Genomic DNA, 24,910 nt, shown 5'->3' with positions numbered 1-24,910 from the left:
GGACTCCCGAGTCAGCGCCGGCGGCGGCCGAGGAGGAAGCCTGCGAGAACCGCGGCAGACACGGTCGCGGCACGGCGGGCCGGGGAGGCCGTTCGGCTTCCGTCCACAGCCACGGAGGCGACCTCATGGCCGGCCGGTGCGAGCGCCGGCCTCTCCCGGACCGCGATGATCGCGTCCCTGGCCGCCGTCTCGTCCGCCGCACGCTCGAGGAACCCCTGGGGCAGGTTCGCGGTGAACGCGGCCGCGGTCAGCACGATGCGCGCAGACAGGTTGATCCAGATCAGCAGCGTGACGATCACCGCGAAGGACGCGACGACAGGGTTGGTGTCCACTCCCCGGGCAACCACCGACGTTCCCAGGAAGCGGACCACCCCGAACCCGGCGGCGGCCAGCGCCGCACCCGACCACAGGTCACGGCGCGGGGGACGGACCCCGGCGAGGAGCACGACGACGAGCGCGAAGGTCCCCATGTCGATCGCGAAGGCGACGACCGTCCCGATGAGCGGGGAGAGCACCTTGCTCGCACCCTCGATCCCCAGCAGTCCCAGCAGCCACCCCGTCGCGGCGTTGAGCACGATGCCCAGCGCGGCCGAGATGAGCAGGACCAGGCCCACCGTGACGAACCCGCCCAACTGGCGGGCCTTGGCCTTCAAGGCGCTGCCGCCCCCGGGAGGCAACGCGAACATGACCCGCACGGAGCTGCGGATCGCTCCCATGCACGCGATCGCGCTGACCAGAAGGACGACGACGGCGACGATGCCCGCCACGGTGAAGCTGGTGGTCATGACGAGGTCGTCGGGGTTGAGGAGGCCGTCGCCGCCGTTGATCTTCAGGAGCCCGGGCAGTGCCGAGTCGAGGGACTCGAGCAGGGAGTCGCGCAGCTCGGCGTTGGACCCGAGCACCGACATGAAGACGGTGTACCCGATGGTCAGACCGGCAAAGAGGGAGAAGATCGCGGAATACGCGATGCCTCCGCACAGCAGCGCGCCGTTGGCTTGGGAGTACCGGGTGAGCGCCCTGGCTGCTCGGGTGAGCTTCCACCAGGCCGCGATCGCCTGGACGCGCTTCATCAGGTTCGCGCTGGTCGATGTCACCACGACAGCCTAGGAGTTCGGGCCCTCCTGGACGGCCGCGGCTCGCCCGACGTTGAGCGCGAACCTCCGGACCGGGCGCCACACGTTGTCGTCACCGTGCTCGTAGAGGGAGATCGCCTCCACCTCGAAGGCGGCCTGGTAGTCCGCCATCGTCTCGAAGGCCACGTCGAGCGCGACGTCGGGCACCTCGTGGGCGACGGTCACGTGCGGGTGGTAGTTGAACCGCAACAGCTGCTCCAAGGGACCCGACCGCACGGCACGCTCCAGCGACTCGCACTCCGCGATACCCTGGGCGACCTGGACGAACACCACCGGTGAGACCGGCCGGAAGGTCCCGGAGCTCTGCAGGCGCATCGTGAACGCGGGGAAGCACCCGGCGATCTCCTCCAGGTGCCCGGTGACCGCGTCCATGTCCGCCGGCTCGACCACGGTCGGTCCGAGCAGCGTGATGTGGGGAGGGATCAGGTCGGCGAGGGGATCGCCGAACTCCTTGCGTGCGCACTGGAGCTCGAGTCCGAAGGGATCCGGTACCTCGATCGAGACGCCGATGCGACGCTGGTCCCCGATCCGCACGGGGAAGATCACGGCGCAGGCCTCACAGCGGGCAGCAGACCGACCCGGTCGTAGACCCTGCTGAGCGTGACGGCGGCCAGCTCACGAGCCTTGGCGGCACCGCGGGCGAGCAGCTGGTCGAGCTCGGCCGGGTCGGAGAGGTAGTGGTCGACCTTCGCCTGGAACGGGGTGAGGAAGTCCACCACGACGTCGGCAAGGTCGACCTTGAGGTGGCCGTACTGCTTGCCCGCATACTCCGCCTCGAGGGCCTCGATGCTCTGACCGGTCAGCGCGGAGAAGATCGTCAGCAGGTTGGACACCCCGGGCTTGTTCACCCGGTCGAAGACGATGTCGCTCCCGGCGTCCGTGACCGCGGACTTGATCCGCTTCGCCGACACCTTCGGGTCGTCGAGCAGCCAGATCGTCCCCTTGCCGGTCGCCGACTTGCTCATCTTCGCGGTCGGGTCCTGCAGGTCGTAGACCTTCGCGACCGCCTTGACGATGTGCGGGTCGGGGACGACCGCGGTGCCCTCACCGAAACGGGAGTTGAGCCGCTCGGCGAGGTCCCGGGTGATCTCCAGGTGCTGGCGCTGGTCTTCGCCGACCGGCACCAGCGCGGCGTCATAGAGAAGGATGTCTGCAGCCATGAGCACCGGGTAGGTGAACAGACCGACCGACGTGCCGTCGTTGCCCTGCTTGGCGGACTTGTCCTTGAACTGCGTCATCCGGCTCGCCTCGCCGAACCCGGTCTGGCAGGACAAGATCCAGGCCAGCTCGGTGTGCTCGGGGACGTGCGACTGGACGAAGAGGGTGGACCGGTCCGGGTCGACGCCACCGGCGAGGTACTGGGCCAGGGTCCGACGGGTGCGCTCGCGCAGCTTCGCCGGTTCCGGGTTGACGGTCAGTGCGTGCAGATCCGCCATCATGTACAGGGTGTCGTAGGAATCCTGGAGTGCCACCCACTGGGTCAGCGCACCGATGTAGTTGCCAAGGGTGAGCGAGTCGTCGGTGGGTTGCATCCCCGAGAGAATCCGGGGCCGCTGTGCGTCGTTGGCCATCTGCACATTCTGGCAGCACGACCACGCTTTCTCCGAATCTCAGGTCGCCTCGGCGTCAAAGGGAGCGAGCGCTCCCACGTCGAGACCCGGCTTCGGTTCCGGCCACTTCTGGGTCGGCGCGGTCCCGGCGGGCGAGGAGAGCGTGCTGGCCGAGGTGGGCGTGGTGGCCGACGCCGCGCCGGCCGCCGCGCGGTCGGCTGCAGCCAGGCCTGCCGCGGCGCTGGCCGCCCCAGCTGCCTTCGCCTTGACCCGCGGGTCGAGGATCGTGTCTTCCAGGAGCGCGTCGCGCACGATGCGCCGCGGGTCGTAGCGCCGTGGGTCGAGCTGGGCCCAGTCGACGTCGCCGATCTCCGGCCCGAGCTCCTCCGAGACCTTCACCTTGGTGTCGGCCATGAACGTCTTCACCCTGCGCACGATGCCCGCGAGCTGCTCCGCGTACCCGGGCAACCGCTCCGGGCCGATGACGAGGACCGCGATCACCAGAAGGATGATGAACTCGCCGCCGTTGATTCCGAACATCGTCAGTCTTCCTCGCTGGTTGCCGTGTCGAGCACGATCGAGACGTCACGCTCATCATCGCCTGAGCGCACCCGCAGCACAACGGTATCCCCCGGCGCCTGGGCCCGGATGGCGACGATGAGCTGGTCGGACTGGGTCACGGGGCGACCGTCCACCGCGAGGATGACGTCTCCGGCCTTGAGCCCAGCCATGTCAGCCGGGCCGCCCGGGGTCACCGCGTCCTGCCCGGTCTGGGACGTCGTGACGACCTGGACCCCCTCCCCGTCGTAGGCGGAGTCGAGCAGCACCCCGATGATCGGGTAGGTCGCGGACCCCGTCGCGATGATCTCGTCAGCGGTGCGGCGGGCTTGGTTCGACCCGATCGCGAAGCCGAGCCCGATGTTGCCGGCAGCCATCGTGCCGGGCGGCTGGGCGATCGCGGAGTTGATGCCGATCACCTCACCCGACCCGTTGACCAGCGGTCCCCCGGAGTTGCCCGGGTTGATCGCCGCGTCTGTCTGGAGCGCGTTGATGAAGGCCGTGTCCGAGCTGTCCCCGGCCGAGACGGGCCGGTTCAAGGCGCTGATGATCCCGCTGGTGACCGTTCCCTCCAGACCCAGGGGGGCGCCGATCGCGATCACCGGGTCCCCCACGACCACCGTGTCGGAGTCCCCCAGGACGAGCGGCGTGAGTCCGTCGCGGTCGACGCGGATGACCGCGATGTCGTAGTCGGAGGTCCGCCCGATGAGCGTGGCCTCCTCCTCCGACCCGTCGACGAAGGTCACCCGGATGGTCCCGGAGGGCACCGCGCCGGCGATGACGTGGTTGTTGGTGAGGATGTAGCCGTCCTCACGGATGACGAAGCCTGAACCGGTGCCCTGGCCGTCCGCTCCTGCGACGTGGATCGAGACGACGCTTGGGGAGACCGTCGCCGCGATGTCGGCGATCGACCCGTCCGGGCGCGTGATGTCGGGGTTGGCGGAGATCGTCGGCAGCGGCTGCCCCCCACCGCCGTTCAGGCGGTCCCAGGTCCGCTCACCCACGACGCCGCCGACCGCACCCATGACCAGTGCGCCGACGAGCAGCGCGACGACGGTCCCGGCGCCGACGGCCCTCCGGCGCGGCGAGCCGGCCTTTGCCGGTCCGCCGGCCTCCTCGGGCTGCTCGAACCAGGCCTGCACTCCGGTCCACTGCTCGGTCGGGGAGCCAGTCCCGGCGGGATGCAGGACGGCCGTCTCGTGGACCTGGGGCTGCGGGTCCGCGGCGGGGCGAGCGCCTGTCGCACCGGCTGGTGCATAGCGGGCGTGCTCGGGGTGCTGCGGAGGAGATGAGGCCTGGTAGGACGGCGCGGCATAGGGCTGCGAGGCGAAGGACGGAGCGCCGTGTCCTGGTGGCAGCGGCACCGGTGGCACCTGCTGGCCCGGTTGGCCTGGTTGGCCCGGTTGGCCCGGTTGGCCTGGTTGGCCTGGTTGGCCTGGCTGCCCGGACTCTGTCTCGGCGGGGTTCTGCTCGGTCACGAGAGCACTCCTGTCAGTGTGGACCAGCCGCGCCCGACGCGCGCCTGGAACCCCGAGTCGAACTCATCGACCGAGAACGTGGAGACAAGTTGTAGCACGTCGTCCAGGGACGCCGCTGAGACCAGGTCGATCACGGTGTCCGAGGACTGCCACACCAGGTGCAGCGGCTCAGCCGAGATGACGTACACCGGGGCGTCACCGACCATGACGGAGCTCAGCCCCTCGAGCATGGCCGGGGACAGCTGCCCCTTCTGCTCCCGGATCACGACGTCGCCGATCGGGCTCTCCAGGTCCACCTCGAGCACCGTCACGTCCGACCCGGTGAAGCGCAACGACCGGACCTGCAGACCCTCGGGGAGCGCGTTCGGGCCGGGCCAGCCCTCGACCTGCATCCATTCCAGCACCTCGTGGTCGTACTCCCCAGGCCCGCCCGGTCCGTCGACGCTCGCCGTCACGATGGCAGGGCTCGTCTCCGGGGTCCACTGGACGGCGCCGGCGAGAGCGGTAAAGGCGTCTGCGGAGTGACGGACCGGCGTCACGAGCGGGCGCGCGCCCAGGACGAAGAGTCCCGAGGCAGCCACGCCGGACACGACGAGCGCGGCCGCGAGGATCCGTCGTCGGCGGCGTACGACGTGCGGCTGACTCGCGCTGGCCACGTCCCGGCTCGGCAGGTCACCGCAGAGCGCCTGCCACCGCGGTGGCAGCTGCTGCGGCGCGGTGAACCGCTCCGGGGCGCCCGCCAGGCCCGCGGCTCCCCCACCCCGCCCGGCCTGTTCGGCCGGCCCCGCCAGCGCCAGCAGCCGGAACATGAGCTCCGGAGCAGGCGAGACGTCACTCAGCCCGTTGCTGAGCACACCCCGGGTGGCCCTGGCCGAGCGGACCTCACGGGCGCAGTCCGGGCAGCCGGCCAGGTGGGACAGTGCCCGGTCGGTAGCTGCCGCGTCGAGCTGGCCGTCGATGAGGGAACTCACCCGCGAGCCCAGGTGGCTGCTCACGCAGCGCCGCCGGCGGACCGGGCAGGCGAGTCCGCCGCCGTGAGCTCGTCAAGAGGGTTGATCTTGGTGAGCCCGACTCCGCCACCGGGGCGGACAGGGGCACGGTGGGCGAGCATCAGGCGCAGCTGGGCCCGCGCACGGTGGATCCGGGACCGCACCGTCCCGAGCTTGATCCCCAGGGTCACAGCGATCTCCTCGTAGGAGAGCCCTTCGATGTCGCACAGCACGACGGCGGCGCGGTACTCCGGGGTGAGCGTGTCGAGGGCACGCTGGATGTCGTGGTCGAGGTTCGCGTGGGCGTAGCCGCGCTCAGGGTCGTGCAGGTCCCCCTGGGCCGGGTACAGCGCTGCGTCGTCGCCCATCGAGTCCATCCGGATCCGCTGCCTGCGTCGCGCCTGGTCCAGGAAGAGGTTCGTCGTGATCCGGTGCAACCACCCCTCGAAGGTCCCGGGGGTGAAGCTCTGCAGCGAGCGGAACACCCGGATGAAGACCTCCTGGGTGAGGTCCTCAGCGTCGTGCTGGTTGCCGGTGAGCCGGTACGCCAGCCGGTACACGCGAGCGGAGTGGTCCTCGACGATCGACTTCCAGCTCGGCGGCTCCCAGGGCACGGTCGCGGGCACCGGTCGCTCATGCGCGCGGTCAGGAGCTGAGACGTGGGATTCAAGCACCTCCTCAGTGTCCCAGCATCTGCGGGTCGTTGTCTCATCCGCGTCCCGACCACCGGGAACCTTCACCTGGTCAGCACAGGACGGTGCAGGCCAGCCCAGGTGGACACTGATGACGACTGCGCAGGTGGGCGCGCTGGAGGATCTGCCGCAGGCGGGTTGCGACGGTACCATCTCCTGAGACCAGTGCCTGCGCCTATCACCCTTGGAGGGGACCATTTCCGTCGACAGAGCTCAGAGCTGGGCGTACGCCGAAGACTTCGTCGTCGAGGACCAGGTGGTCCTCGCTGCTCGTGACCGTGCCGCGCAGCTGGGCTGCTACTCGATCCTGCCCGGCGGCGCCGCCGCGCTGACGGTGCTGACCGCCGCGGTGGGCGCACATGCTGTCGTAGAGGTGGGGACCGGCACGGGCGTGGCGAGCCTGGCCATGCTCCGCGGCATGCACGACGACGGTGTGCTGACCACGATCGACGTCGAGGTGGAGCACCAGCGCGCCGCGAAGAAGGCCTTCGCCGAGGCCGGGATCCGCTCGCCGCGGACTCGGGCCATCTCGGGGCGGGCCCTCGACGTGCTGCCCCGGCTGACCGACGCCGCCTACGACCTCGTCTTCGTCAGTGCGGCCGAGACGAACTGCGCCGCCTACGTCGACCAGGCCCTGCGGCTGCTGCGCGTGGGCGGGCTGCTCGTCGTCGACAACGCCCTGTGGGGCGGTCACGTCGCCGACCCGGCGCACCGCGACCCGGCCACCACCGCGGTCCGTGACGTCGGCCGTCAGCTGCGCGCCGACGAGCGGGTGCTGCCTGCGCTGCTCCCGGTGGGCGACGGACTGCTCGTGGCGGTCCGCCGCGCGGACTCCTGACGAGGTCCAGCCGGCGCGGCGTCGCGCATCAGTCGAGCGACTCCAGGAACCGCAGGAGCAGGCGCGCGCCGTAGCCGGTGGCTCCCTTGCTCACCTCGTGGGAGGAGGCGGCCGCCCGGGCCGGTCCGGCGATGTCCAGGTGCGCCCAGCGCCGTGAGCCGGTGAACTCCCTCAGGAACAGTGCCGCGGTGATCGCGCCGGCCCCGGCAGGGACGCTCGGGACGTGGCGCAGGTCGGCCACCTCCGAGCGCAGCGCCGGGCGGTAGTCCTCGACCAGGGGCAGTCGCCACACCTGCTCCCCCGACCGGCGTCCCGCCTCCTCGAAGGCGGTGACGAGGTCGGCGTCGGACGTGAAGAGAGCGCCGTGCCCGCGCCCCAGGCCCACGCTCGCCGCCCCGGTGAGGGTGGCCACGTCGATGAGCAGGTCGGGAGCCAGCTCGGCGTCGGCGTAGGCGAGGGCGTCGGCGAGCACGATGCGCCCCTCGGCGTCGGTGTTCGCGATCTCGACGCGGGTTCCCCCACGCAGCGTGAGCACGTCACCGGGGCGGTAGGAGTCCGCGCCGACGTGGTTCTCCGCGAGCGGCAGCACCGCGGTGACGCGGTGCCGGCTGCGCGCCTGGGACGCACCCAGCACGGCAGCGAGCGCGACGGCGGCCCCGGCCATGTCCGTCTTCATCGGGACCATGGCCTCGCGAGCCTTGATCGAGAGGCCACCGGTGTCGTAGGTGATGCCCTTGCCCACGATCACGACGTGGCTGGCCAGCTCGGCGACGTCGTCGTCGAAGGGCGTGTAGCTGATCGTCACGAGGCGCGGAGGACGGGACGACCCGGCACCCACGGCGAGGATCCCGCCGAAGCCGTCACGGGCGAGGTCCGCCTCGTCCCAGACGGTGACCTCGAGCCCTTCGATCTCGGCGAGCTCGCCCGTGCGATCGGCGAACCACTGCGGGGTCTTGATGTTGGAGGGTGTGCTCGCGAGGTCCCGGACCAGCCAGGTAGCCCACGCGTGACGCGTCGCGGCGTCGATGACACGCTCGGGGACGTCACCGAGCAGCACCAGCTGGTCGGCCGGCCCGCGGGGCGGCGTGCTCGAGGACAGCCGCGGTGGGGTGTAGGCGGCGAGGAGATACCCCTCGATGAAGGCCCGGGTGTCGTCCTCGGAGGTGTCGCCCACGAGCGGGGACACGACGCGGGCCAGGCCCACGGTGGCGCGTGCCAGAGCGGCGCCGGCCCGGCGCAGGTCGGTCGTCGACGACCTGCCCACCCCGACGAAGATGATCCGTCGGGCCAGGCCTGCCCACGGCAACCCCTGCCCCGTGCCCGTGTGGGCGGTGGGCAGGTCGATCGTGTGGGTAGTCCCGGCGGAGCCGCTGAAGGCGGCGCGCTCGGCCAGCTCGGCGAGGTCGATGCCGTACCGCGCGGAGGCGTCGACCGTCCCGGCGCGGGGCTGGAGCTCGTCGTCTCCGTCGACCGGAGCGCCGATCGCGACCGCGATCGCATCGACGTCACCGGAGTCGAGGAACGTACAGCTGGCGATCGTGCCTGCCGCGCTGACGACCTCGGGAACAGGCCGTCCGACAAAGCGCGCCGCGGCCTGAGCCGCGGCGTGAGAGGAGAAACCGGTCCGAGAGGACACGGTCAGCCCACTACGGCCTGCAGCGCCTCGCCCAGCTCGCTCGCCTCGACGGCGTTGAGCTCGACCACCAGTCGGCCACCGCCCTCGAGCGGGACCCGCATGACGATTCCACGGCCTTCCTTCGTGACCTCGAGTGGGCCATCACCCGTCCGGGGCTTCATCGCAGCCATTGGTGGCTCTCCATTTCCGTCGATACCGCCGTCAGTCTTCAGGCCATATTCTAGTTCACCCTGGGTGTGACCTGCGCCCTCGCTCGCCGAGAAGGGGTTCCTCAGTCGAAACCTGGGGCGCCCGGGCGCCCCCGGGTGGTCATTCGATGCCCCGCAGCACGCGGGCCGGGGGCAGTTCTCCGCGGATCGCGGCGGTCATGTCGAGGACCCGGCGGGTCGCGCGCACGTCGTGTGCGCGGAAGACCGCCGCGCCGAGCCAGGCGGCCACCGCCGTCGCCGCGAGCGTGCCTTCGAGCCGTTCGTCGGCGGGCAGGTCCAGGGTCTCCCCGACGAAGTCCTTCCGGGACAGCGCCATGAGCACCGGGAAGCCGAGCTCGGTGAGCCTGTTCGTGCTGCGCACCAGGTGCAGGGAGTGCCAGGTGTTCTTGCCGAAGTCGTGGGTCGGGTCGACGAGGATCGACTCGCGGGCGACCCCGCAGTCCAGCGCGCGCCTCGCGGCCGCGGCGAGCGTCCCCAGGACGTCCTGGACGACGCCGTCGCGCGGGTCGGTCCCGGCGGGGCTGCCCGGGGCGAGCGGGTAGCTCACCCGGAACGGGTCGGTGCGCGGGGCTGCGCCACCGGTGTGGGAGCACACGACGCCGACGCCGAGCTCGCCCGCGACCTCGACGAGGCCCGGGTCGTGCCCGGCCCAGGTGTCGTTGAGCAGGTCCGCGCCCACCCCCACGGCCTCCCGCGCCACCTCGGCACGCCAGGTGTCGACGCTGACGAGCAGGTCGGGGAACTCTGCGCGGACACGTTCGACGAAGGGCACGATCCGGCGGATCTCCTCGACCGCCGTCACCTCGGGCCCGGTCCCCGCGCGCACTCCCCCGATGTCGACGATCTCAGCGCCCTCGGTGAGGGCGCGTTCGACGGCCACGAGCGCTGCTGCGTCGTCGAACTGGCGAGCACCGGCGTAGAACGAGTCGGTCGTGCGGTTGACGATCGCCATGATCGCCGGGGAGAAGGCGCCCACCTCCCGGCCGCGCAGCACGAGCGGTGGGGCCCGGTGCGGCACCGGGCCGGGCACCTGCGGCTGCGGCTGTGGCTGTGGCTGTGGCTGTGGCTGTGGCTGCGACGATCCCTGCCGGTTCACTCGACGACGTCGCCCAGCGGCTCGGCGCCGTGCAGCGGGTCGGCCGGGTGGTTGAGCTCGGCGACGCGGGCGGTGACGACGCGGACGGCCTCGTCCGCGTCGTCCACGATGGTGAAGATGTCGAGGTCCTTCGGGCTGATCATCCCGCGGTCGACGACGGCCGAGCGGAGCCAGTCCAGGAGCCCGGTCCAGTAGTCGGAGCCGACGAGCACGATCGGGAACTCGGTGACCTTGTGGGTCTGGACGAGGGTGAGCGCCTCGAAGAGCTCGTCGAGGGTGCCGAAGCCACCGGGCAGCACGACGAAGCCGGAGGCGTACTTGACGAACATCGTCTTCCGGGCGAAGAAGTAGCGGAAGTTGACGCCGAGGTCGACCCACTCGTTCATGCCCTGCTCGAAGGGCAGCTCGATGCCGAGGCCGATCGAGAGACCGCCGGCCTGCCGGGCGCCCTTGTTGGCAGCCTCCATGACGCCGGGGCCGCCGCCGGTGATGACCGCGAAGCCGTTCTCCACGAGCCCACGAGCCACCTGCTCACCCATCGCGTAGTCGACGTGGTCGGGCTTGGTGCGGGCCGAGCCGAACACGCTCACGGCGGGTCCGACCTCAGCGAGGGCGCCGAAGCCCTCGACGAACTCGCTCTGGATGCGCATGACCCGCCACGGGTCGGAGTGCACCCAGTCGGTGTCGTGCTGGCGGTCGAGGAGCCGTTGGTCGGTCGTCTCGCCCGGGATCTGCTCTCCTCGGAGAAGGACCGGTCCCTTGCGGTACCCCTTGCCGACCTGCGCCATTCCCTCGTCAGTCATGCCCCCGAGCCTAACCTCCCCCACCACCTCCCACCCCTCGCCGAGTGCACGAGAACGAGCGTGTCGCACCGGCGTGTCGCGTACACGATCGTGCACTCAGCGGAGGGGTGGGGGGCGGGTCAGGTGGTGAGCCAGGCGTGGAGGGCGGTGTAGCAGATCTCGATCTGGGCGGCGGGGCAGTGCTCGTTGTCCTTGTGGGCCAGGAGCGGGTCGCCGGGGCCGAAGTTCACCGCGGGGATCCCCAGCTCGGCGAACCGGGCGACGTCGGTCCAGCCGTACTTGGGGGCGGGCACCCCGCCGGTCAGCGCGAGCACCGCCTCGGTGAACTCCGCGGCCAGCGGCGCGTCGAGGCCGGGACGGGCGCCCGGTGCGGCGTCGTCGACCGTGACCTCGAAGCCGGCGAAGAGCTCACGGACGTGGGCCACCGCCTCGTCCACGGACCGGGACGGCGCGAAGCGGAAGTTCACGGTGATCACGCACTCGTCCGGGATGACGTTGCCGGCCACCCCGCCGCGGATGGCGACGGCGTTCATCCCCTCGCGGTAGACGAGCCCGTCCACCTCGACGGAGGCCGGCTGATAGGCGGCCAGCCGTTTGAGCACCTCGCTCGCGCCGTGGATGGCGTTGACCCCCATCCAGGACCGCGCCGAGTGGGCGGTCTCCCCCGGGACCCGCACGTGCACGCGCACGGTCCCGTTGCACCCACCCTCGATGCCGGCCGCCGTCGGCTCGCACAGCACCGCGAAGTCGGCGTGCAGCAGCTCGGGGGCCTCGCGGGCGAGCCGACCCAGCCCGTTGAGGGGCGAGGCGACCTCTTCGTTGTCGTAGAACACCCAGGTCACGTCGCGGGTCGGGGCGACCAGCTCGGCCGCGAGGGCGAGCTGGACAGCCACCCCGCCCTTCATGTCGACCGTCCCTCGACCCCACAGCTCGCGGTAGGCGCCCTCACCGACCACCCGCACGGGGAGATTGTCGGCGATCGGGACGGTGTCGAGGTGGCCGGCCACAACCACCCGCTGCGCCCGTCCGAGCATCGTCCTGGCCACGATCGCGTTGCCGTTGCGCACGACGTCGAGGTGCCCGAGCTCGCGCAGCGCGGTCTCGACGAGAGTGGCGAGCTGGGCCTCGTCCCCGCTCACCGACGGGACGTCGCAGAGCGCTCGGGTGAGGGCCACGACGCCGGAGCCGAGGGAGAGCGGGTGCACGACGGCGGGCAGGACGGACTCGGCGGGGCTCTCGTTCGCAGGCATCTCGCGATGCTACCGTCCGGATCAGCAGGGATACCAACCGAGAACGACGCACTCTGGTCGATCCTGCAACCCCGGGGCACCCCCTCACGGGATAGGTTTGTCGCATGACTCTCACTCCGCGTACGGCCTGGGCCTTCGGCCTGGCCACCGTGACCTCATCCGGCACCACCCTGGACGTCTGGTACCCCAGCCCGTCCCTCGACAGCGCTCCGGACGACGTGGCCGTCCCGGCCGAGCTCGAGGCGCTCACCGGGCGAGACGACGCCCGAGGAGTCGAGCTCGTGGTCGTCCGCACCGAGATCGACCTCGACGAGGCTCCCGCCGACGCCGCCGACGCCTACCTGCGCCTGCACCTGCTCTCGCACTGCCTGGTGGCACCCCACGAGCAGAATCTCGACGGGGTGTTCGGCGTCCTGGCCAACGTCGTGTGGACCAACTTCGGCCCGTGCGCGGTCGACGGCTTCGAGGCCACCCGCCTGCGACTGCGGTCCCGCGGCCCGGTGACGGTGCACGGCGTCGACAAGTTCCCGCGGATGGTCGACTACGTCGTCCCCCCGGGCGTCCGGATCGCCGACGCCGACCGGGTGCGGCTGGGCGCGCACCTCGCCCCGGGCACGACCGTCATGCACGAAGGTTTCGTGAACTTCAACGCCGGGACGCTGGGCACCTCGATGGTGGAGGGTCGGGTGTCGGCTGGGGTCGTCGTCGGCGACGGGAGCGACATCGGCGGCGGCGCGTCGATCATGGGCACGCTGTCCGGGGGCGGGCGCGAGGTCATCTCGATCGGCGAGCGGTCGCTGCTGGGCGCCAACGCCGGCCTGGGCATCGTGCTGGGCGACGACTGCATCGTGGAGTCCGGGCTGTACGTGACCGCGGGCACCAAGGTCACTCTCGCGAGCGCCGACGGCCCGCGCGTGGTCAAGGCCCGTGAGCTCTCCGGCCAGAACAACCTCCTCTTCCGCCGCAACTCCCTCACCGGGGGCGTCGAGGCCGTCTCCCGTGCAGGCGTCGGCATCGAGCTCAACGCCGCGCTGCACGCGAACTGATCCCCCTGTGCCCCCTGCCCACCCGGCCACCTCAGCCCGCCCGACCCGCACGGCAGGTTCTGCGCGCACGGCCCGCTCGGCCCGTGCGCGACGCAGGGCGAGCCGCCGCGGACTGGCGGCGATCGGGGCGGGCCTCGTCGTCGTCGTGCTCGCGGTCGGCGGGGTCGTGGTCCTGCTCCAGCAGACCACCCCGCTCGCCGCGGTCCGGCAGGGGTGCACCGCCGACCTCGACGGCACGACCTGGCGGCTGTCCGCCGCCCAGGCCGACAACGCGGCGCTGATCACCGCGGTCTCGCTGCGCCGTCAGATGCCCGCACGGGCGGCAACCATCGCCCTGGCCACCGCGCTGCAGGAGTCGAAGCTCATCAACATCGACTACGGCGACCGCGACTCCGTGGGTCTCTTCCAGCAGCGCACGTCCCAGGGCTGGGGAACCATCGAGGAGATCATGGACCCGGTCTACTCGACGAACGCGTTCTTCGACGGACTGGACACGGTCTCCGGGTACACCGAGCTCCCGGTGACCGAGGCTGCGCAGGCCGTGCAGCGGTCCGGGTTCCCGGACGCCTACGCCCAGCACGAGGTGCGCTCCCGGGCGTGGGCGGCCGGCCTCACCGGGCAGCTGCAGGCGACTGTGACGTGCGAGCTGACCGAGGCCGACCTGGTCGCCGCGGACGACCCGGTCGCGGTCGCGGCTGCCCGCCTCGCCCTCGGCGAGCGTGTGGTCCGCGACTTCGGCGACCTGGTGATCACCGATCAGGGGACGACGTCGATCGTCGTCGACATCGCCTCCCTCGCCCCCGCGCCCGACGACGTGAGCCGGCTGGCGTGGGCGCTCGCCCAGTGGGGCGTCGCGTCGGCGCACGCGACGGGCGTGGAGTCGGTGACGGTCGCCGGGCAGCGGTGGACCCGCGCGGACGGCGCCTGGTCGGTCGTCGAGACGGGCGACGCCGCCACGGACGGCGAGGGCGGCAGCACGCTGGCAGAGTCCAGCGTGCTGCTCACCCTCGCCGTCCGGTAACCGCGTCCGTCCGGTAGCCCGCGTCCGTCCGGTAGCCCGCGTCAGCGGGTAGAGAGGTCCACGTAGTCGCGCTCGGTCGCACCGGTGTAGATCTGACGCGGGCGGCCGATCTTCGTCTGCGGATCCTTGATCATCTCGCGCCACTGGGCGATCCAGCCGGGCATCCGGCCGAGGGCGAAGAGCGGCGTGAACATCGCCGGGTCGAAGCCCATGGCCTTGTAGATGAGGCCGGTGTAGAAGTCCACGTTGGGGTAGAGCTTGCGCTCGATGAAGTAGTCGTCGCTCAGTGCGATCTCCTCGAGCTGGAGCGCGATGTCGAGCAGCTCGTCGCGCTTGCCGAGGGTCTTGAGGACGGCGTCGGCGCTCTTCTTGACGATCGCGGCGCGCGGGTCGTAGTTCTTGTACACCCGGTGCCCGAACCCCATGAGCCGGACGCCGTCCTCCTTGTCCTTGACCTTGGCCATGAACTGCTCGACGGTGAGGTCGGAGGACTGGATCGACTGGAGCATCTTCAGGACCGACTCGTTGGCCCCGCCGTGCAGCGGACCGGACAGCGCGTTGATGCCCGCGGCGACCGAGGCGAAGACGTTCGCGTGGCTCGAGCCGACGATCCGCACGGTCGAGGTGGAGCAGTTCTGCTCGTGGTCGGCGTGCAGGATGAGCAGCTTGTCGAGGGCGTCGACGACCGTGGGGTCGGAGTCGTACTGCTGGTACGGGACCGCGAAGGTCATCCGCAGGAAGTCGTCGACGTACCCGCGAGAGTAGTCCGGGTACAGGAGCGGCTCCCCGACCCGGCGGCGGTGCAGGTAGGACGTGATCGTGCGGGCCTTGGCCAGCAGCAGCACGGTGGCGAGCTCGATGGTGTCGTCGTTGAAGGGGTCGAGCGCCTCGGGGTAGAACGTCGAGAGCGCGTTGACCGCTGACGCCATGACGGCCATCGGGTGCCCGGTCCGCGGGAAGGTCCCCATGAGGGTGCGGAAGTCCTCGTGGACGAGGGTGTGCCGGTTGACCCGCTCGACGAAGGCGTCGTGCTCGGCGTGCGTGGGCAGCTCGCCGTGGATGAGCAGGTACGCGACCTCGAGGAACGTCGACTTCTCGGCGAGTTGGCCGATCGGGTAGCCGCGGTAGCGCAGGATCCCGGCGTCGCCGTCGATGTAGGTGATCTGCGACTCGCACGAGGCGGTGTTCATGAAGCCGGGGTCGACGGTGACCATCCCGGTCTCTTTCAGGAGCGAGGAGACGACGATGCCGTCGTTGCCGTCGGTCGCCCGGACGACGGGGAGGTTCTGGGACCGATCTCCGACGGTGAGTGTGACCGCAGGCTGCTGGGTGTCCGACATGTCTTCCTTCCTGCTGCACCTCGCACCCTGGTCGGGTGGAGCGGTGCGTCTGCCATGTCGACGCTCTGTTAAGCGCCGCGGTGCGCCTGAGTCAGTCCTGGAGAAGGACGACGCCGGCCGTAGTCGACGGTACCTGCCACATGCGCATGTGCCCAATTCGTGAAGGGGCCTATGGCCTGGTCGGCCAGTGATACCAGACACAGTACGAGCCGCTGGGCCACCGGACCAGCGGCGGACGATCAGGTCGCGACGAGGCGTTCCGCTGCCGCGTCGATGCGCTCGTCGGAGGCGGTCAGAGCCACCCGCACGTGCCCGGCACCGGCCGCCCCGTAGAACGTCCCCGGAGCCACGAGGATCCCTCGATCGGCGAAGGTGTCGACGGTGGCCCACGCGCCGCCGTCGGGTTGTGCGGGGCGCGCCCACAGGTACAGCCCGGCCTGGGAGTGGTCGACCACCATCCCGGCTGTGCCGAGGGCGGCCCGCATGATCTCGCGGCGACGCCGGTAGACCTCGCGCTGGGCGCTCACGTGGGCGTCGTCGGACAGCGCCACGGTCATCGCGGCCTGCACGGGGGCAGGCACGATCATGCCGAGGTGCTTGCGCAGCTCGAGCAGCCGGGTCACCAGGGCGCGGTCGCCGGCGACGAAGGCGGCCCGGTAGCCGGCGAGGTTGGACTGCTTGGACAGGGAGTAGGCGGTGAGCAGTCCCTCGTGGGAGCCGCCGTTGACCCGCGGGTCGAGGATGCTCGGCACCCCGGCGCTCGCCCAGGGCTCGTCCCAGGCGAGCTCGGCGTAGCACTCGTCGCTCACCACGATCGCGCCGATCCGGCGCGCGGCGGCGACGATCTCGGCGAGCTCGTCGACGGACAGGACGGCGCCGGTGGGGTTGCCCGGCGAGTTGACCCAGACGAGCCGGACGTCGCCGCGGTCGGCCCAGTCCTCCACCCGTGCCGCCGGGAGCGGGGTGGCGCCGGCGAGGCGGGCGCCGACGTCGTACGTCGGGTAGGCGATCGCCGGGTGCACGACCGTGTCCCCGGGACCGAGGTTGAGCAGCGACGGGAGCAGCCCCACGAGCTCCTTGGAGCCGATGGTCGGCAGGACCGCAGCAGGGTCGAGCCCGGCGACGCCGCGGCGTCGGGCGAACCAGCCGGTCACGGCCTCGCGGAGCTCGATCGTCCCGTGGGTGGTGGGGTAGCCGTGCGCGTCAGCGGCGCCCGCGAGGGCACGCCGGATGATCTCCGGGGTCGGGTCGACCGGCGTGCCCACCGACAGATCGACGATCCCGTCGGGGTGCGACCGCGCGCGCCGGGCTGCGGGGACGAGGGTGTCCCACGGGAAGGTGAGGTCGCTCAGGTCGGCGAAGCCCACGGCGCGCGGGCCGTCAGGCCTGCGGGGGCAGCACGGAGATGACGGCGTGATCCTTGTCGATCATGCCCATCTTCGCGGCACCGCCCGGTGAGCCGAGGTCGTCGAAGAACTCGACGTTCGCCTTGTAGTACTCCGACCACTCCTCGGGGACGTCGTCCTCGTAGTAGATGGCCTCGACCGGGCAGACCGGCTCGCAGGCGCCGCAGTCGACGCACTCGTCGGGGTGGATGTACAGCGATCGTTTGCCCTCATAGATGCAGTCCACGGGACACTCTTCGATGCACGCCTTGTCCTTGACATCGACACAAGGCTGAGCGATCACGTAGGTCACTTCGTGGTCCTTCCCGGAGGGCGAGTCCAGACGACTTCCCGTGCCGACCGGCACGGGACTCTAGTATCGCCTAGATCACGTGCGCACATTCGTGCTGCCCACCCTGTGAGTACTTGAGGTCTTGTGAACTATCTAACACCCGCCTCCGGCCCGCGCCCAGACGCCCCGGTCTGGCTCGCCTGGTCGCCCGGGATGCGCGTGATGATCCGCCGGACCTTGCCCGCAGGGTCCTCGCACCTGTTCACCGACCTCCTGGGCGTCGTCGTGGAGATCAGCCCAGACGGCGTCTGGCTGCAGACCCGCACGGGTCAGGTGCTCGTCCCCGGGGACGAGATCGCGACCGGCAAGCCGATCCCCCCCGCTCCCCCACGCCGACGCCCCCGCACCGACGACGTCGGCAACGCCGACGACGCCGACGCCGCCCCGCGCCCCGGTCCCCCGCCGACCTCGTGAGCGCCCCGCCGAACTCGTGAGCCACGGGACTCGGAGCCCGCCAGCGGTCCTGGCTCACGAGTTCGGCGGGCGATTCACGAGCTCGACGGGAGTCGGCGCGGTCGGGCCGACGTCGGGTCGGGTGGGCGTCGGGTCGGGTGGGCGTCGGGTCGGGCGGGCGTCGGGTCGGGCGGGCGTCGGGTCGGGCGGACGTCGGGTCCGGCGGACGTCGGGTCGGGCGGGGGTCGGGTCGGGCGGGCGTCGGGTCAGGTGGGGGTGGCGACGACGACGGTGCCGCGGGAGGGGTCGGCCGCGAGCACCTGGCCGCCGAGGGCACCCAGCCGGCTCAGCTCGACCTGCCAGCCGGGAAGGTCCGCCAGGACGAGGCTCCGCACGACCTCCGATCCGAGCTCGCCGTCGTTCGTCAGCGCGGCGGCGTCGGTCGCGCCGGTCGCACCAATCGCGCCGGTCGCAGCGGTCGCGCCGGTCGCGTCAATCGCACCAGTCGCACCAGTCGCGCCAGTCGCACCGGTCGCGTCACCTGCGTCACTGGCGTCGGTCGCAGCGCTGCCGCTGGGTGCGTCACGCAGGATGTCGGCACGGTCGAAGAACTCCTCGGTCGGGCCGTTCGACTCCAGGGCCTGGGCGAGGCGCTCGAGGTCGGCGATGGCCCGGCGCAGCACCGGTGCGACCCAGGCGGCGTTGTCGGTCACCATCGCCTGGGTGCGGCGCGGGGTGGTCCGGGCGACCCGGGTGCCGTCCCGGAAGCTCCCGGCAGACAAGCCCACCGCGACGGCGCGGATCTCCGCGTGGGCCACGAGGTTGAGCAGCTCGGTCGCCACGACGTGCGGCACGTGGCTGATGAGCGCGGCGGCCTCGTCGTGCACGTCGTCGGTGAGCGGGAAGACCGCTCCGTCGAAGAGGTCCGTGATCATCGCCGTCACCATGAGGAACGCGCGCTCCGACGTCGAGGCGTCGAGCGTGACCGCCCACCGCACCCCGACGAGCAGGTCGGCGTCGGAGGCACGGAAGCCGCTGTGCTCGGTCCCGGCCATCGGGTGCGCACCCACGTACTGCTCGCCCAGGCCCACCCGGACCATGGCGGCCCGGACCGGGGTCTTGACGCTCGCCACGTCCGTGACCACGGTGCCGGGTGGCAGGACCCCGGCGAGGAGGTCGGCGGTCTGGTCGACCGCTCGCAGCGGGACCGCCAGGACCACGAGGTCGACGTCGGCGCGGGCCAGGTCATGGAGCGAGGCGAGGATCGTGATGCCGACGCCGCGGGCCGCCTCCCGGGTTGCGCCGTCTGGGTCCCATCCGACGACCGTGTGGCCGCGGTCGACCAGCCGGCGGGCCACCGACCCGCCGATCAGGCCGAGACCGAGGACGGCGACCCGGATCATGCCCACAGCAGCCCGCGCCTCAGCACCGATGCGTCCGCACCGGCCTGGACGCTGCCCGCCGGGACGCGGTGCACCTCGACCGTCTCGTCGAGCTCACCACGGGAGGGGAAGACGCCGAGCGTCTTGACCGAGTCGCCTGCGGTGAGCAGGCCTTCGAGCACGCTGCGCACGGGACCGTCCCAGGGGGCGCCGTCGACCGTGACGATGAAGACGTAGCGCGCCTCAAGCGCCTTGAGCGGCCGGGTGATCAGGCTCGACATGTTCACGCCCAGCGAGCCGAAGGCCGCCGTGATCCGGGCCAGCACACCCGGGCCGGTGAGGTGAGGGGTGATCGCGACCATGGTGCGCCACGTCGTCGCACCGCCGGCGGGCACGCCGGCCTCGACCGCGCTGGTGCGGCTGGTGAGCAGCAGGAACCGGGTGCGGGCACCGTGGAAGTCCTCCACAGACCGGGTGTGGGTGCGCAGACCGTAGATCTCCCCGCAGATCCGCGGCCCGAGGGCCAGTTGTCCGGGTTCGATGTCGCGGCAGGCCGCGGCGTTGGACGTGGCCGGGACGGTCACCAGGTCGCGCGCGGTGACGAAGCCCTGGCACTGGGCCAGCCCGTGCGGGTGGCTCGAGACCTGCGTGAAGGGGCCGTCGTCGTCGGGCAGGGAGAAGGCGTCGAAGGTGATGGTGACGAAGGCCTCGTCGATCGCGACGACGTCCTCGGCCGCGACGATCGCGTCGAGGGAGGGGACGACGTAACCCTCCACGGAGTTCTCGATCGCCACCACGCCGTGGCTCACCTCACCCGAGGCGACCTGGGCGTAGACGTCGGAGACCGTCCGCAGCGGCACGAGGTCGACGGGTCGACGCACCGGACCCGCTCCCAGGCCGGCGGCCCAGCCCAGGGCGGCCTCGTGGGTGAAGGTACCCTCCGGCCCGAGGTAGGCCAGCCGCAGCCCGGCAGCGGGCTCGGTCACCGGGCGAAGACCTCGGCGGACGCCCAGACCGGGGTGAGCGCGTCCGGGCCGGGCAGGAACTCCTGGCCGGTGAGGACCGCGAGCACCCGGTGCTCGACCCCACGCGCGGCGAACTCCCCGAGCAGGCTCTCCAGGACCGTCGAGCTCGCGCAGGTGAAGGAGGTGAGGAAGATGTGCGGCCCGGCCTGCGATCGCTGGCTGCGCAGGTGCTGGAGGTCGATCCCGGTCGCGGCGATGACACCCAGGGTCTCCTGGAGCGACCCGCGGTGGTCGTCGCGCGGCCCGAAGGCGAGCCAGATCTGGGCGGGCTCCTCGAACCGGGTCAGCGTCTCGTGGGTCTCGAGCAGGCCGTACCAGATGAGCGGGACCTGGCCCAGTCGGGCGCTGCCCGGGAGCTCCTGGAAGCCGGCGGGGATGATGGAGCGCTCCACCACGAGGGTGCCGTGCTCGCCGGCGAGGGCGATGCGCTCCTCGAGCGTGGTGGTGGTGGGGACCAGGTGCGGGCTGACGCCCATGGCCCGGAGCACGTGCCGGCAGTCGCGCATCCCGGCCTCGTCGACGATCGCCGTGCCGTTGGCCTCGGCGGTACGACCCACCCAGGCCCACTCTGAGGCGACCGCGACCGCCTGGGTGAGCAGGAGCGACCGGTCGCCCGAGAGCAGGGACCGTTCGAGCTCGGGGGTGGGCTGGGCGGGGTGACCGATGTGCACGACGGCCGCGAGGTTGGAGATGTTCGCGATCGTGCCCAGGGTCGCGGTCGTGGACCCGAGGTCGAGGAGGTCTCCCTCGCCCCATCCCCCCGTCGAGGCTGCGAGACGTGCGTGGGGACCGGATTCGCGAGCGCTCTTGCCGAGCATCGTTCGCTCCTTACAGTGGACGTGCCGATGGGACGAGGACCTGCCCTGATGCTAGCGGTAGCGGGTCAGCCGTCGCAGACCACGGCGTTCTGTGGACGGTACCGCCACTTGTTCGTCTCGTTGATGGCTTCAACCCCGGTCGCGGTGACCGTCACCTTGCGCCAGACCGAGACGGAGAACCCTTCCCCGCCCTTGCTCTGCGGCACGCAGGTCGCGCCCGTGCGGTGCTCGGTCGTGGGTGCCACGACACCGGACCGGGCGCTCGTCGTCGTCTCGACCGTGTAGTGCGGGGTGCTCCACGCCGCGACGTGCAGCTTGCCGTCGGCGATCCAGGACTGCAGCAGCACACCGTACGGGGAGTCGTTGCGCCACTTCATGTCGATCTGCCCCTCGTAGAGGGTCGCCTCGCGGCCCTCGGGGTAGTGGGAGAACCAGTAGCTGTGCGGCTGGTGCTCGACGTCGACCATGCCCGCGAAGAAGCCGACGTTGTACGTGGTCGTGGACATCTGGGAGAGTCCACCACCGACCCCGTCGACGATGTTGCCGTTGACGATGACGTGGGCGTCCTTGTAGCCGTTCGCCTTCGTGAACGGGCCGATCGCCTCGGTCAGGCTGAACGTCTCCCCCGGCTTGACGAGCACGCCGGTGACCTTCTCGGCGCCGATCCGCAGGTTCTCCGTCCGGTCGACCTCGTTGGTGAGCGGGGTGGAGAATTCGGCGACCTTGGTCGTGACGCCGAGCGCCTCGAGGGCCTGGGTCGATTGCGTCGGGTCGCTCGGCACCAGATCGACCGCGGCGCCCCGCACGTCGGACAGGGCGGCCTGCTGAACGGCGGCGGCGAGGGCCGCCGGGTCCAGGGTTGTCCCCGGGACACCTGGCTGGATCACCGGTGCACCGCTGACGAACACGAATGTGGCGTCGGAGGAGTTGGCGAGAAGGTTGGTCGTGCGGTCGAGCACGTCCTGGACGAGCATGGCGCCGTCGAAGGCGAGGACCAGGTTCCCGTCGGTGGGGGTGAAGGTCGCGGCCGCGGTGAGGAAGTCGACCGGGATCTCGGCGACCTGGCCGGCCACGGTGACCGACACCGACGACGCCGCGACCTGCTGCGCCTGGGCGAAGGCGGCGTCCGTCTCGGCCTGGGTGATGTCCGGTTCCACCGTGGTCGTGGGCAGGTCGATCGGGCGGACGGCGGAGAGCCAGCCGGCGGCGACGACCTCGGCAGCGCCCTCCTCGTCGAGGGCGGTACCGTCCACCGCGGGGGTCTGCACCGCGGCGGCGTCCACGAAGCCCACCGTGCCGCTCGTCGGTGCCACGGCGAGATCGACGGTCAGCACCTCGGTCGCAGCGGCCAGCTTCGCCTCGTCGACGACGACTACCGGGTCGACCTCCTGGCCGCCGGAGACCTGGGCCACCAGGTGCCCGGGGGCGAGGGTGAACTCGGTCAGGCCGTCGACCGTCGCCGCAGCGTCGAAGGTCAGGCCCGCGCTCACCGGGTCGATGGTCGTCGCCGCGCCACCGGCGGTGACCGGGATCGGCGCGGTGGAGATCCCGCCGAGCTCGGTCGTCAGGCGCGCCACAGCGTCGCTGGAGGACAGACCACCGATCTCCACCCCCGCGACCGTGGTGCCCCGGGCGATCCGGTCGGCGAAGTGCCACTGGGCTCCGACGTAGGCGCCAGCCGCGATGACGACGCCGATCCCGGTCCACAGCAGGACCTTGGGCCAGCGCCGTCCGGAGTCGTCGCCGTCGAACACGCTCAGCGGGGATCCGGTGCCCTGGAGCGGCTCGGTGGTGGTCTGTGCGGGCACGGTCTCATCCTGGGGGGTCTGGGGAGTCTGGGGGTCGGAGGCAGGCTCAGAGGTGACGGACTCAGAGGTGACGGACTCAGAGGTTGCGGATTCCGACGTGGCCGGTTCCGACTTGACGGACTCAGACGTGGAGGGTGCAGCGTCGGCGGGCGCAGGATCAGCGCCCTCTCCGGCGGGCCGCACGGGTGCGGGCTCCTCGACCGGGGGACGCTGCAGGACCGGGTAGCTCAGCCTCTGGCCCGTGAAACCGGACGAGCTTCCCTCGCCGCGGGGGGTACCGGCGGCTGTCGCCGCAGGTCCGCCGCGTCCGTCGAGCGGCTGAGATGGCAGAGGCGTCGAGCTCTGCGGCACCGGAGTCGTCTCGTCGGCACTGCTGGTCATCTGGTCGCTCCACTCGCGAAGAAGGCCGGGGTGAACCCCGTGGACTGGCGTTGGATGCGGTAGCCCCCGCCTGCCCAGTGTACGGTGCCCGCCCTCACGGCCGGTGTGCTCTCAGTCGAGGAACCACCGGCGGGGGGCGAAGGCGGCCACACCGATCATGACCATCCCGCCGATCATCCACGCGTAGCTCACGGGCTGCGCGGGCATGATGATGTCTCCCCCGGGCCCCTGCGCGGCGAGGATCTGGACCGCGACGAGCCAGCCGACGCCGTAGGGGATGAGTCCCCCGCCGCCCAACCAGGCCCGCACGAGGACACCGGCGACTGTCACGGTGACCAGTGCGGCGATGAGGATCCACGGCGCCCACTGCCGGTGCATGACCGTCCCGACGATCCCGACCACCGCCCCGAGCAGCGCCGCGCACAGGTACCAGACGAGCGTGATCGGGTGCAGGCTCGACCGAGCGGGGGGCTTCTGGGGGGCGTACGCCGCTGGAGGCGGCGTGGAGGGGTCCGCGGGCGCGGAGTACGGGTCAGACATACCCGAGACGGTACCGCCCCAGCCTGACAGTCCACTGACCGCCCGCTGAGTGGACTCAGACTGGCCGGAAACTGCACTGAGAGTGCACTCAGTCCGGGCTCACACTGGGCCTACACCGAGCTCACACCGGCTCACTCAGCGCGGGCGTAGTGCTCGTGGGTCAACCACGGGACGAGGACGTCGTTGCTCAGGGCGTACCAGCCGGCCAGCCCGGCACCGGCGACCTCGGGCCCGCCGGCGGACAGCCGGTGGATCCAGTGCACCTGGGTCGCGTGCGCCCGCAGCGCGGCCTCGACGCGGTCGAGGACCGCCGCGGCGTCGATCGTCGCGACCACGGGCAGGCCGGGCGCGGCGGCGGCCGGCAGCGCGGCGTCGGGCACGCTCGGGTCGGGCAGGGTGGCCGACGGCGCCGCCGCGAGCAGCCGGGCCAGGTCCGGGTCACTCGTGGACAGGGCGCGCAGCGCGGCCCGGGAGCCGCGCACGACCGGTGCCGGGACGACGGCCCACCACACGTCGTCGGGCACGTGGGCGGGACGGGTCCCGGACGCCTGCGCGGCGAGCCGGAGTGCGCGCACGGTGATCTCGTGGGTGCGCACGTGGTCGGGATGCCCGTACCCGCCGCCTCCCTCGTAGGTCACCACGACGGCCGGACGGCGGTCGCGGATGAGCTCGGCGAGGGCCCCGGCGGCCTCGTCGAGGGGCGCGGCGACGAGGGCGCGCGCAGGGACGGAGTCGGCCTGGCCGGCCTGGCCGCCCGCCGCACCCACCCACGCCATGCCGGAGTCCTCATAGCGGGCCGGTGCCCCGGCGGCGTCGGCTGCGTCTCCCACCGCGACCCCGGCGACGAGCTCGTCGAGGTAGCGATGGTCGCGCACGCCCAGCGCGGCCAGGGCGCCGGCGAGCTCACCCTCGCGGTGCTCCGCCAGGCCCAGACCGTCCCCCTCGAGGTGGGCGAGCGCGGCGTCGATCACCTCGCCCCGCTCCCCGCGGGTGCAGGTCACCAGGGTCACCGGCTGACCGGAGGCCGCCCACGTGGCGAGCAGCGCGCCGGTCGCGAGCGTCTCGTCGTCGGGATGGGCGTGCACGGCGAGCAGAGGGCCGGTCGGGAGCGAGGCTTCGGTGATCATCACGGGTCCATCCTGACAGCGAGTCGTCGGTGAGCAGACGACGATGGCCACCAGGTGAGC

At 71.6% G+C, this 24,910-nt stretch carries 25 protein-coding genes; 4 read left to right on the top strand and 21 right to left on the bottom strand.

Going from position 1 to position 24,910, the window contains the following annotated elements; genetic code table 11:
- Positions 1–11: 11 nt before the first annotated feature.
- The 7 genes from ACWA15_RS05610 to sigE form a co-directional block, all read right to left on the bottom strand.
- Positions 12–1,094, bottom strand: a complete 1,083-nt coding sequence (locus ACWA15_RS05610) for a YihY/virulence factor BrkB family protein (protein ID WP_464058453.1) — start codon at positions 1,092–1,094, stop codon at positions 12–14.
- Between the two features lie 9 nt (positions 1,095–1,103).
- Positions 1,104–1,679: a 2'-5' RNA ligase family protein gene (locus ACWA15_RS05605; protein ID WP_464058452.1), complete on the bottom strand. Its 576-nt coding sequence runs from the start codon at positions 1,677–1,679 to the stop codon at positions 1,104–1,106.
- Positions 1,676–2,704, bottom strand: a complete 1,029-nt coding sequence (gene trpS / locus ACWA15_RS05600) for a tryptophan--tRNA ligase (protein ID WP_464058451.1) — start codon at positions 2,702–2,704, stop codon at positions 1,676–1,678. The genes ACWA15_RS05605 and trpS overlap by 4 nt, the downstream gene beginning before the upstream one ends.
- A 39-nt stretch (positions 2,705–2,743) precedes the next feature.
- The gene (locus ACWA15_RS05595; RefSeq protein ID WP_464058450.1) at positions 2,744–3,223 is read right to left on the bottom strand and encodes a twin-arginine translocase TatA/TatE family subunit; all 480 of its coding nucleotides are present in this window, start codon (positions 3,221–3,223) and stop codon (positions 2,744–2,746) included.
- Positions 3,224–3,225: 2 nt separating this feature from the next.
- Positions 3,226–4,605, bottom strand: a complete 1,380-nt coding sequence (locus tag ACWA15_RS05590; protein WP_464058449.1) for a S1C family serine protease — start codon at positions 4,603–4,605, stop codon at positions 3,226–3,228.
- A gap of 110 nt (positions 4,606–4,715) precedes the next feature.
- On the bottom strand, positions 4,716–5,714 hold the full coding sequence (locus ACWA15_RS05585; RefSeq protein WP_464058448.1) for an anti-sigma factor: 999 nt from the start codon (positions 5,712–5,714) through the stop codon (positions 4,716–4,718).
- Positions 5,711–6,334, bottom strand: a complete 624-nt coding sequence (gene sigE / locus ACWA15_RS05580; RefSeq protein ID WP_464058447.1) for an RNA polymerase sigma factor SigE — start codon at positions 6,332–6,334, stop codon at positions 5,711–5,713. Before sigE ends, ACWA15_RS05585 begins: the two co-directional genes overlap by 4 nt.
- 262 nt (positions 6,335–6,596) lie before the next feature.
- Between sigE and ACWA15_RS05575 the strand changes: the two genes are divergently transcribed.
- On the top strand, positions 6,597–7,238 hold the full coding sequence (locus ACWA15_RS05575; protein WP_464059424.1) for an O-methyltransferase: 642 nt from the start codon (positions 6,597–6,599) through the stop codon (positions 7,236–7,238).
- A 28-nt stretch (positions 7,239–7,266) separates the two neighbouring features.
- Here ACWA15_RS05575 and ACWA15_RS05570 read toward each other — a convergent pair whose 3' ends face one another.
- The 5 genes from ACWA15_RS05570 to dapE all read right to left on the bottom strand — a co-directional run bounded on the left by ACWA15_RS05570 (position 7,267) and on the right by dapE (position 12,232).
- Positions 7,267–8,874 carry a leucyl aminopeptidase family protein gene (locus ACWA15_RS05570; protein WP_464058446.1) on the bottom strand — a complete coding sequence of 536 codons (1,608 nt, stop codon included), beginning with the start codon at positions 8,872–8,874 and terminating at the stop codon, positions 7,267–7,269.
- A 2-nt stretch (positions 8,875–8,876) separates the two neighbouring features.
- Positions 8,877–9,044, bottom strand: coding sequence for a DUF3117 domain-containing protein (locus tag ACWA15_RS05565; RefSeq protein WP_083942151.1), 168 nt, complete (start codon positions 9,042–9,044; stop codon positions 8,877–8,879).
- 139 nt (positions 9,045–9,183) lie between these two features.
- Complete coding sequence (folP, locus tag ACWA15_RS05560) at positions 9,184–10,101, bottom strand: dihydropteroate synthase (protein ID WP_464058445.1); 918 nt, start codon at positions 10,099–10,101, stop codon at positions 9,184–9,186.
- 74 nt (positions 10,102–10,175) lie between these two features.
- Complete coding sequence (locus ACWA15_RS05555; protein WP_464058444.1) at positions 10,176–10,982, bottom strand: LOG family protein; 807 nt, start codon at positions 10,980–10,982, stop codon at positions 10,176–10,178.
- A gap of 119 nt (positions 10,983–11,101) precedes the next feature.
- Complete coding sequence (gene dapE, locus ACWA15_RS05550) at positions 11,102–12,232, bottom strand: succinyl-diaminopimelate desuccinylase (protein ID WP_464058443.1); 1,131 nt, start codon at positions 12,230–12,232, stop codon at positions 11,102–11,104.
- 104 nt (positions 12,233–12,336) lie between these two features.
- Here dapE and dapD point away from each other — a divergent pair, with 104 nt between their 5' ends.
- Both dapD and ACWA15_RS05540 read left to right on the top strand, forming a co-directional pair.
- On the top strand, positions 12,337–13,278 hold the full coding sequence (gene dapD / locus ACWA15_RS05545) for a 2,3,4,5-tetrahydropyridine-2,6-dicarboxylate N-succinyltransferase (protein WP_464058442.1): 942 nt from the start codon (positions 12,337–12,339) through the stop codon (positions 13,276–13,278).
- 112 nt (positions 13,279–13,390) lie between these two features.
- Complete coding sequence (locus tag ACWA15_RS05540; RefSeq protein ID WP_464059422.1) at positions 13,391–14,299, top strand: hypothetical protein; 909 nt, start codon at positions 13,391–13,393, stop codon at positions 14,297–14,299.
- Positions 14,300–14,340: 41 nt separating this feature from the next.
- Here ACWA15_RS05540 and ACWA15_RS05535 read toward each other — a convergent pair whose 3' ends face one another.
- The 3 genes from ACWA15_RS05535 to fdxA form a co-directional block, all read right to left on the bottom strand.
- Positions 14,341–15,639: a citrate synthase gene (locus ACWA15_RS05535; protein WP_464058441.1), complete on the bottom strand. Its 1,299-nt coding sequence runs from the start codon at positions 15,637–15,639 to the stop codon at positions 14,341–14,343.
- A 239-nt stretch (positions 15,640–15,878) separates the two neighbouring features.
- Entirely contained in the window at positions 15,879–17,006 is a 1,128-nt protein-coding gene (gene dapC / locus ACWA15_RS05530; RefSeq protein ID WP_464058440.1) for a succinyldiaminopimelate transaminase, read from the bottom strand.
- Positions 17,007–17,019: 13 nt separating this feature from the next.
- Positions 17,020–17,337 (bottom strand): ferredoxin, encoded by a 318-nt coding sequence (fdxA, locus tag ACWA15_RS05525; protein ID WP_464058439.1) that lies wholly within the window; start codon positions 17,335–17,337, stop codon positions 17,020–17,022.
- Positions 17,338–17,538: 201 nt separating this feature from the next.
- On the opposite strand from fdxA, the gene ACWA15_RS05520 reads away from it, so the two are divergent.
- Entirely contained in the window at positions 17,539–17,790 is a 252-nt protein-coding gene (locus ACWA15_RS05520) for a hypothetical protein (protein ID WP_464058438.1), read from the top strand.
- Between the two features lie 245 nt (positions 17,791–18,035).
- Here ACWA15_RS05520 and ACWA15_RS05515 read toward each other — a convergent pair whose 3' ends face one another.
- The 6 genes from ACWA15_RS05515 to ACWA15_RS05490 all read right to left on the bottom strand — a co-directional run bounded on the left by ACWA15_RS05515 (position 18,036) and on the right by ACWA15_RS05490 (position 24,850).
- A complete protein-coding gene (locus tag ACWA15_RS05515; RefSeq protein WP_464058437.1) occupies positions 18,036–19,172 on the bottom strand; it encodes a prephenate dehydrogenase in 1,137 nt (378 codons plus the stop codon).
- The gene (locus tag ACWA15_RS05510; protein WP_464058436.1) at positions 19,169–20,137 is read right to left on the bottom strand and encodes a prephenate dehydratase; all 969 of its coding nucleotides are present in this window, start codon (positions 20,135–20,137) and stop codon (positions 19,169–19,171) included. Before ACWA15_RS05510 ends, ACWA15_RS05515 begins: the two co-directional genes overlap by 4 nt.
- Positions 20,134–20,994 (bottom strand): hypothetical protein, encoded by an 861-nt coding sequence (locus ACWA15_RS05505; protein WP_464058435.1) that lies wholly within the window; start codon positions 20,992–20,994, stop codon positions 20,134–20,136. The genes ACWA15_RS05510 and ACWA15_RS05505 overlap by 4 nt, the downstream gene beginning before the upstream one ends.
- A 65-nt stretch (positions 20,995–21,059) precedes the next feature.
- A complete protein-coding gene (locus tag ACWA15_RS05500; RefSeq protein WP_464058434.1) occupies positions 21,060–22,802 on the bottom strand; it encodes a VanW family protein in 1,743 nt (580 codons plus the stop codon).
- Positions 22,803–23,294: 492 nt separating this feature from the next.
- Positions 23,295–23,723: a DUF6113 family protein gene (locus ACWA15_RS05495; RefSeq protein ID WP_464058433.1), complete on the bottom strand. Its 429-nt coding sequence runs from the start codon at positions 23,721–23,723 to the stop codon at positions 23,295–23,297.
- 131 nt (positions 23,724–23,854) lie between these two features.
- Complete coding sequence (locus ACWA15_RS05490) at positions 23,855–24,850, bottom strand: PIG-L family deacetylase (protein ID WP_464059421.1); 996 nt, start codon at positions 24,848–24,850, stop codon at positions 23,855–23,857.
- Positions 24,851–24,910: the final 60 nt, after the last annotated feature.

This window comes from Sanguibacter sp. TS_SC_8 (genome assembly GCF_055361235.1).
The sequence above is the reverse complement of the archived record's forward strand: the minus strand, read 5'-3'. Positions and strand labels throughout refer to the sequence as shown.

Bases quoted from the DNA above. Each gene is read 5' to 3' on its own strand.
- ACWA15_RS05520 (WP_464058438.1), top strand. From the start codon at position 17,539: ATGATCCGCCGGACCTTGCCCGCAGGGTCCTCGCACCTGTTCACCGAC.
- ACWA15_RS05490 (WP_464059421.1), bottom strand. From the start codon at position 24,850: ATGATCACCGAAGCCTCGCTCCCGACCGGCCCTCTGCTCGCCGTGCAC.
- ACWA15_RS05555 (WP_464058444.1), bottom strand. From the start codon at position 10,982: ATGACTGACGAGGGAATGGCGCAGGTCGGCAAGGGGTACCGCAAGGGA.
- trpS (WP_464058451.1), bottom strand. From the start codon at position 2,704: ATGGCCAACGACGCACAGCGGCCCCGGATTCTCTCGGGGATGCAACCC.
- ACWA15_RS05495 (WP_464058433.1), bottom strand. From the start codon at position 23,723: ATGTCTGACCCGTACTCCGCGCCCGCGGACCCCTCCACGCCGCCTCCA.
- ACWA15_RS05565 (WP_083942151.1), bottom strand. From the start codon at position 9,044: ATGGCTGCGATGAAGCCCCGGACGGGTGATGGCCCACTCGAGGTCACG.
- dapE (WP_464058443.1), bottom strand. From the start codon at position 12,232: ATGCCTGCGAACGAGAGCCCCGCCGAGTCCGTCCTGCCCGCCGTCGTG.
- ACWA15_RS05595 (WP_464058450.1), bottom strand. From the start codon at position 3,223: ATGTTCGGAATCAACGGCGGCGAGTTCATCATCCTTCTGGTGATCGCG.
- ACWA15_RS05535 (WP_464058441.1), bottom strand. From the start codon at position 15,639: ATGTCGGACACCCAGCAGCCTGCGGTCACACTCACCGTCGGAGATCGG.
- dapD (WP_464058442.1), top strand. From the start codon at position 12,337: ATGACTCTCACTCCGCGTACGGCCTGGGCCTTCGGCCTGGCCACCGTG.
- ACWA15_RS05505 (WP_464058435.1), bottom strand. From the start codon at position 20,994: ATGCTCGGCAAGAGCGCTCGCGAATCCGGTCCCCACGCACGTCTCGCA.
- ACWA15_RS05515 (WP_464058437.1), bottom strand. From the start codon at position 19,172: ATGATCCGGGTCGCCGTCCTCGGTCTCGGCCTGATCGGCGGGTCGGTG.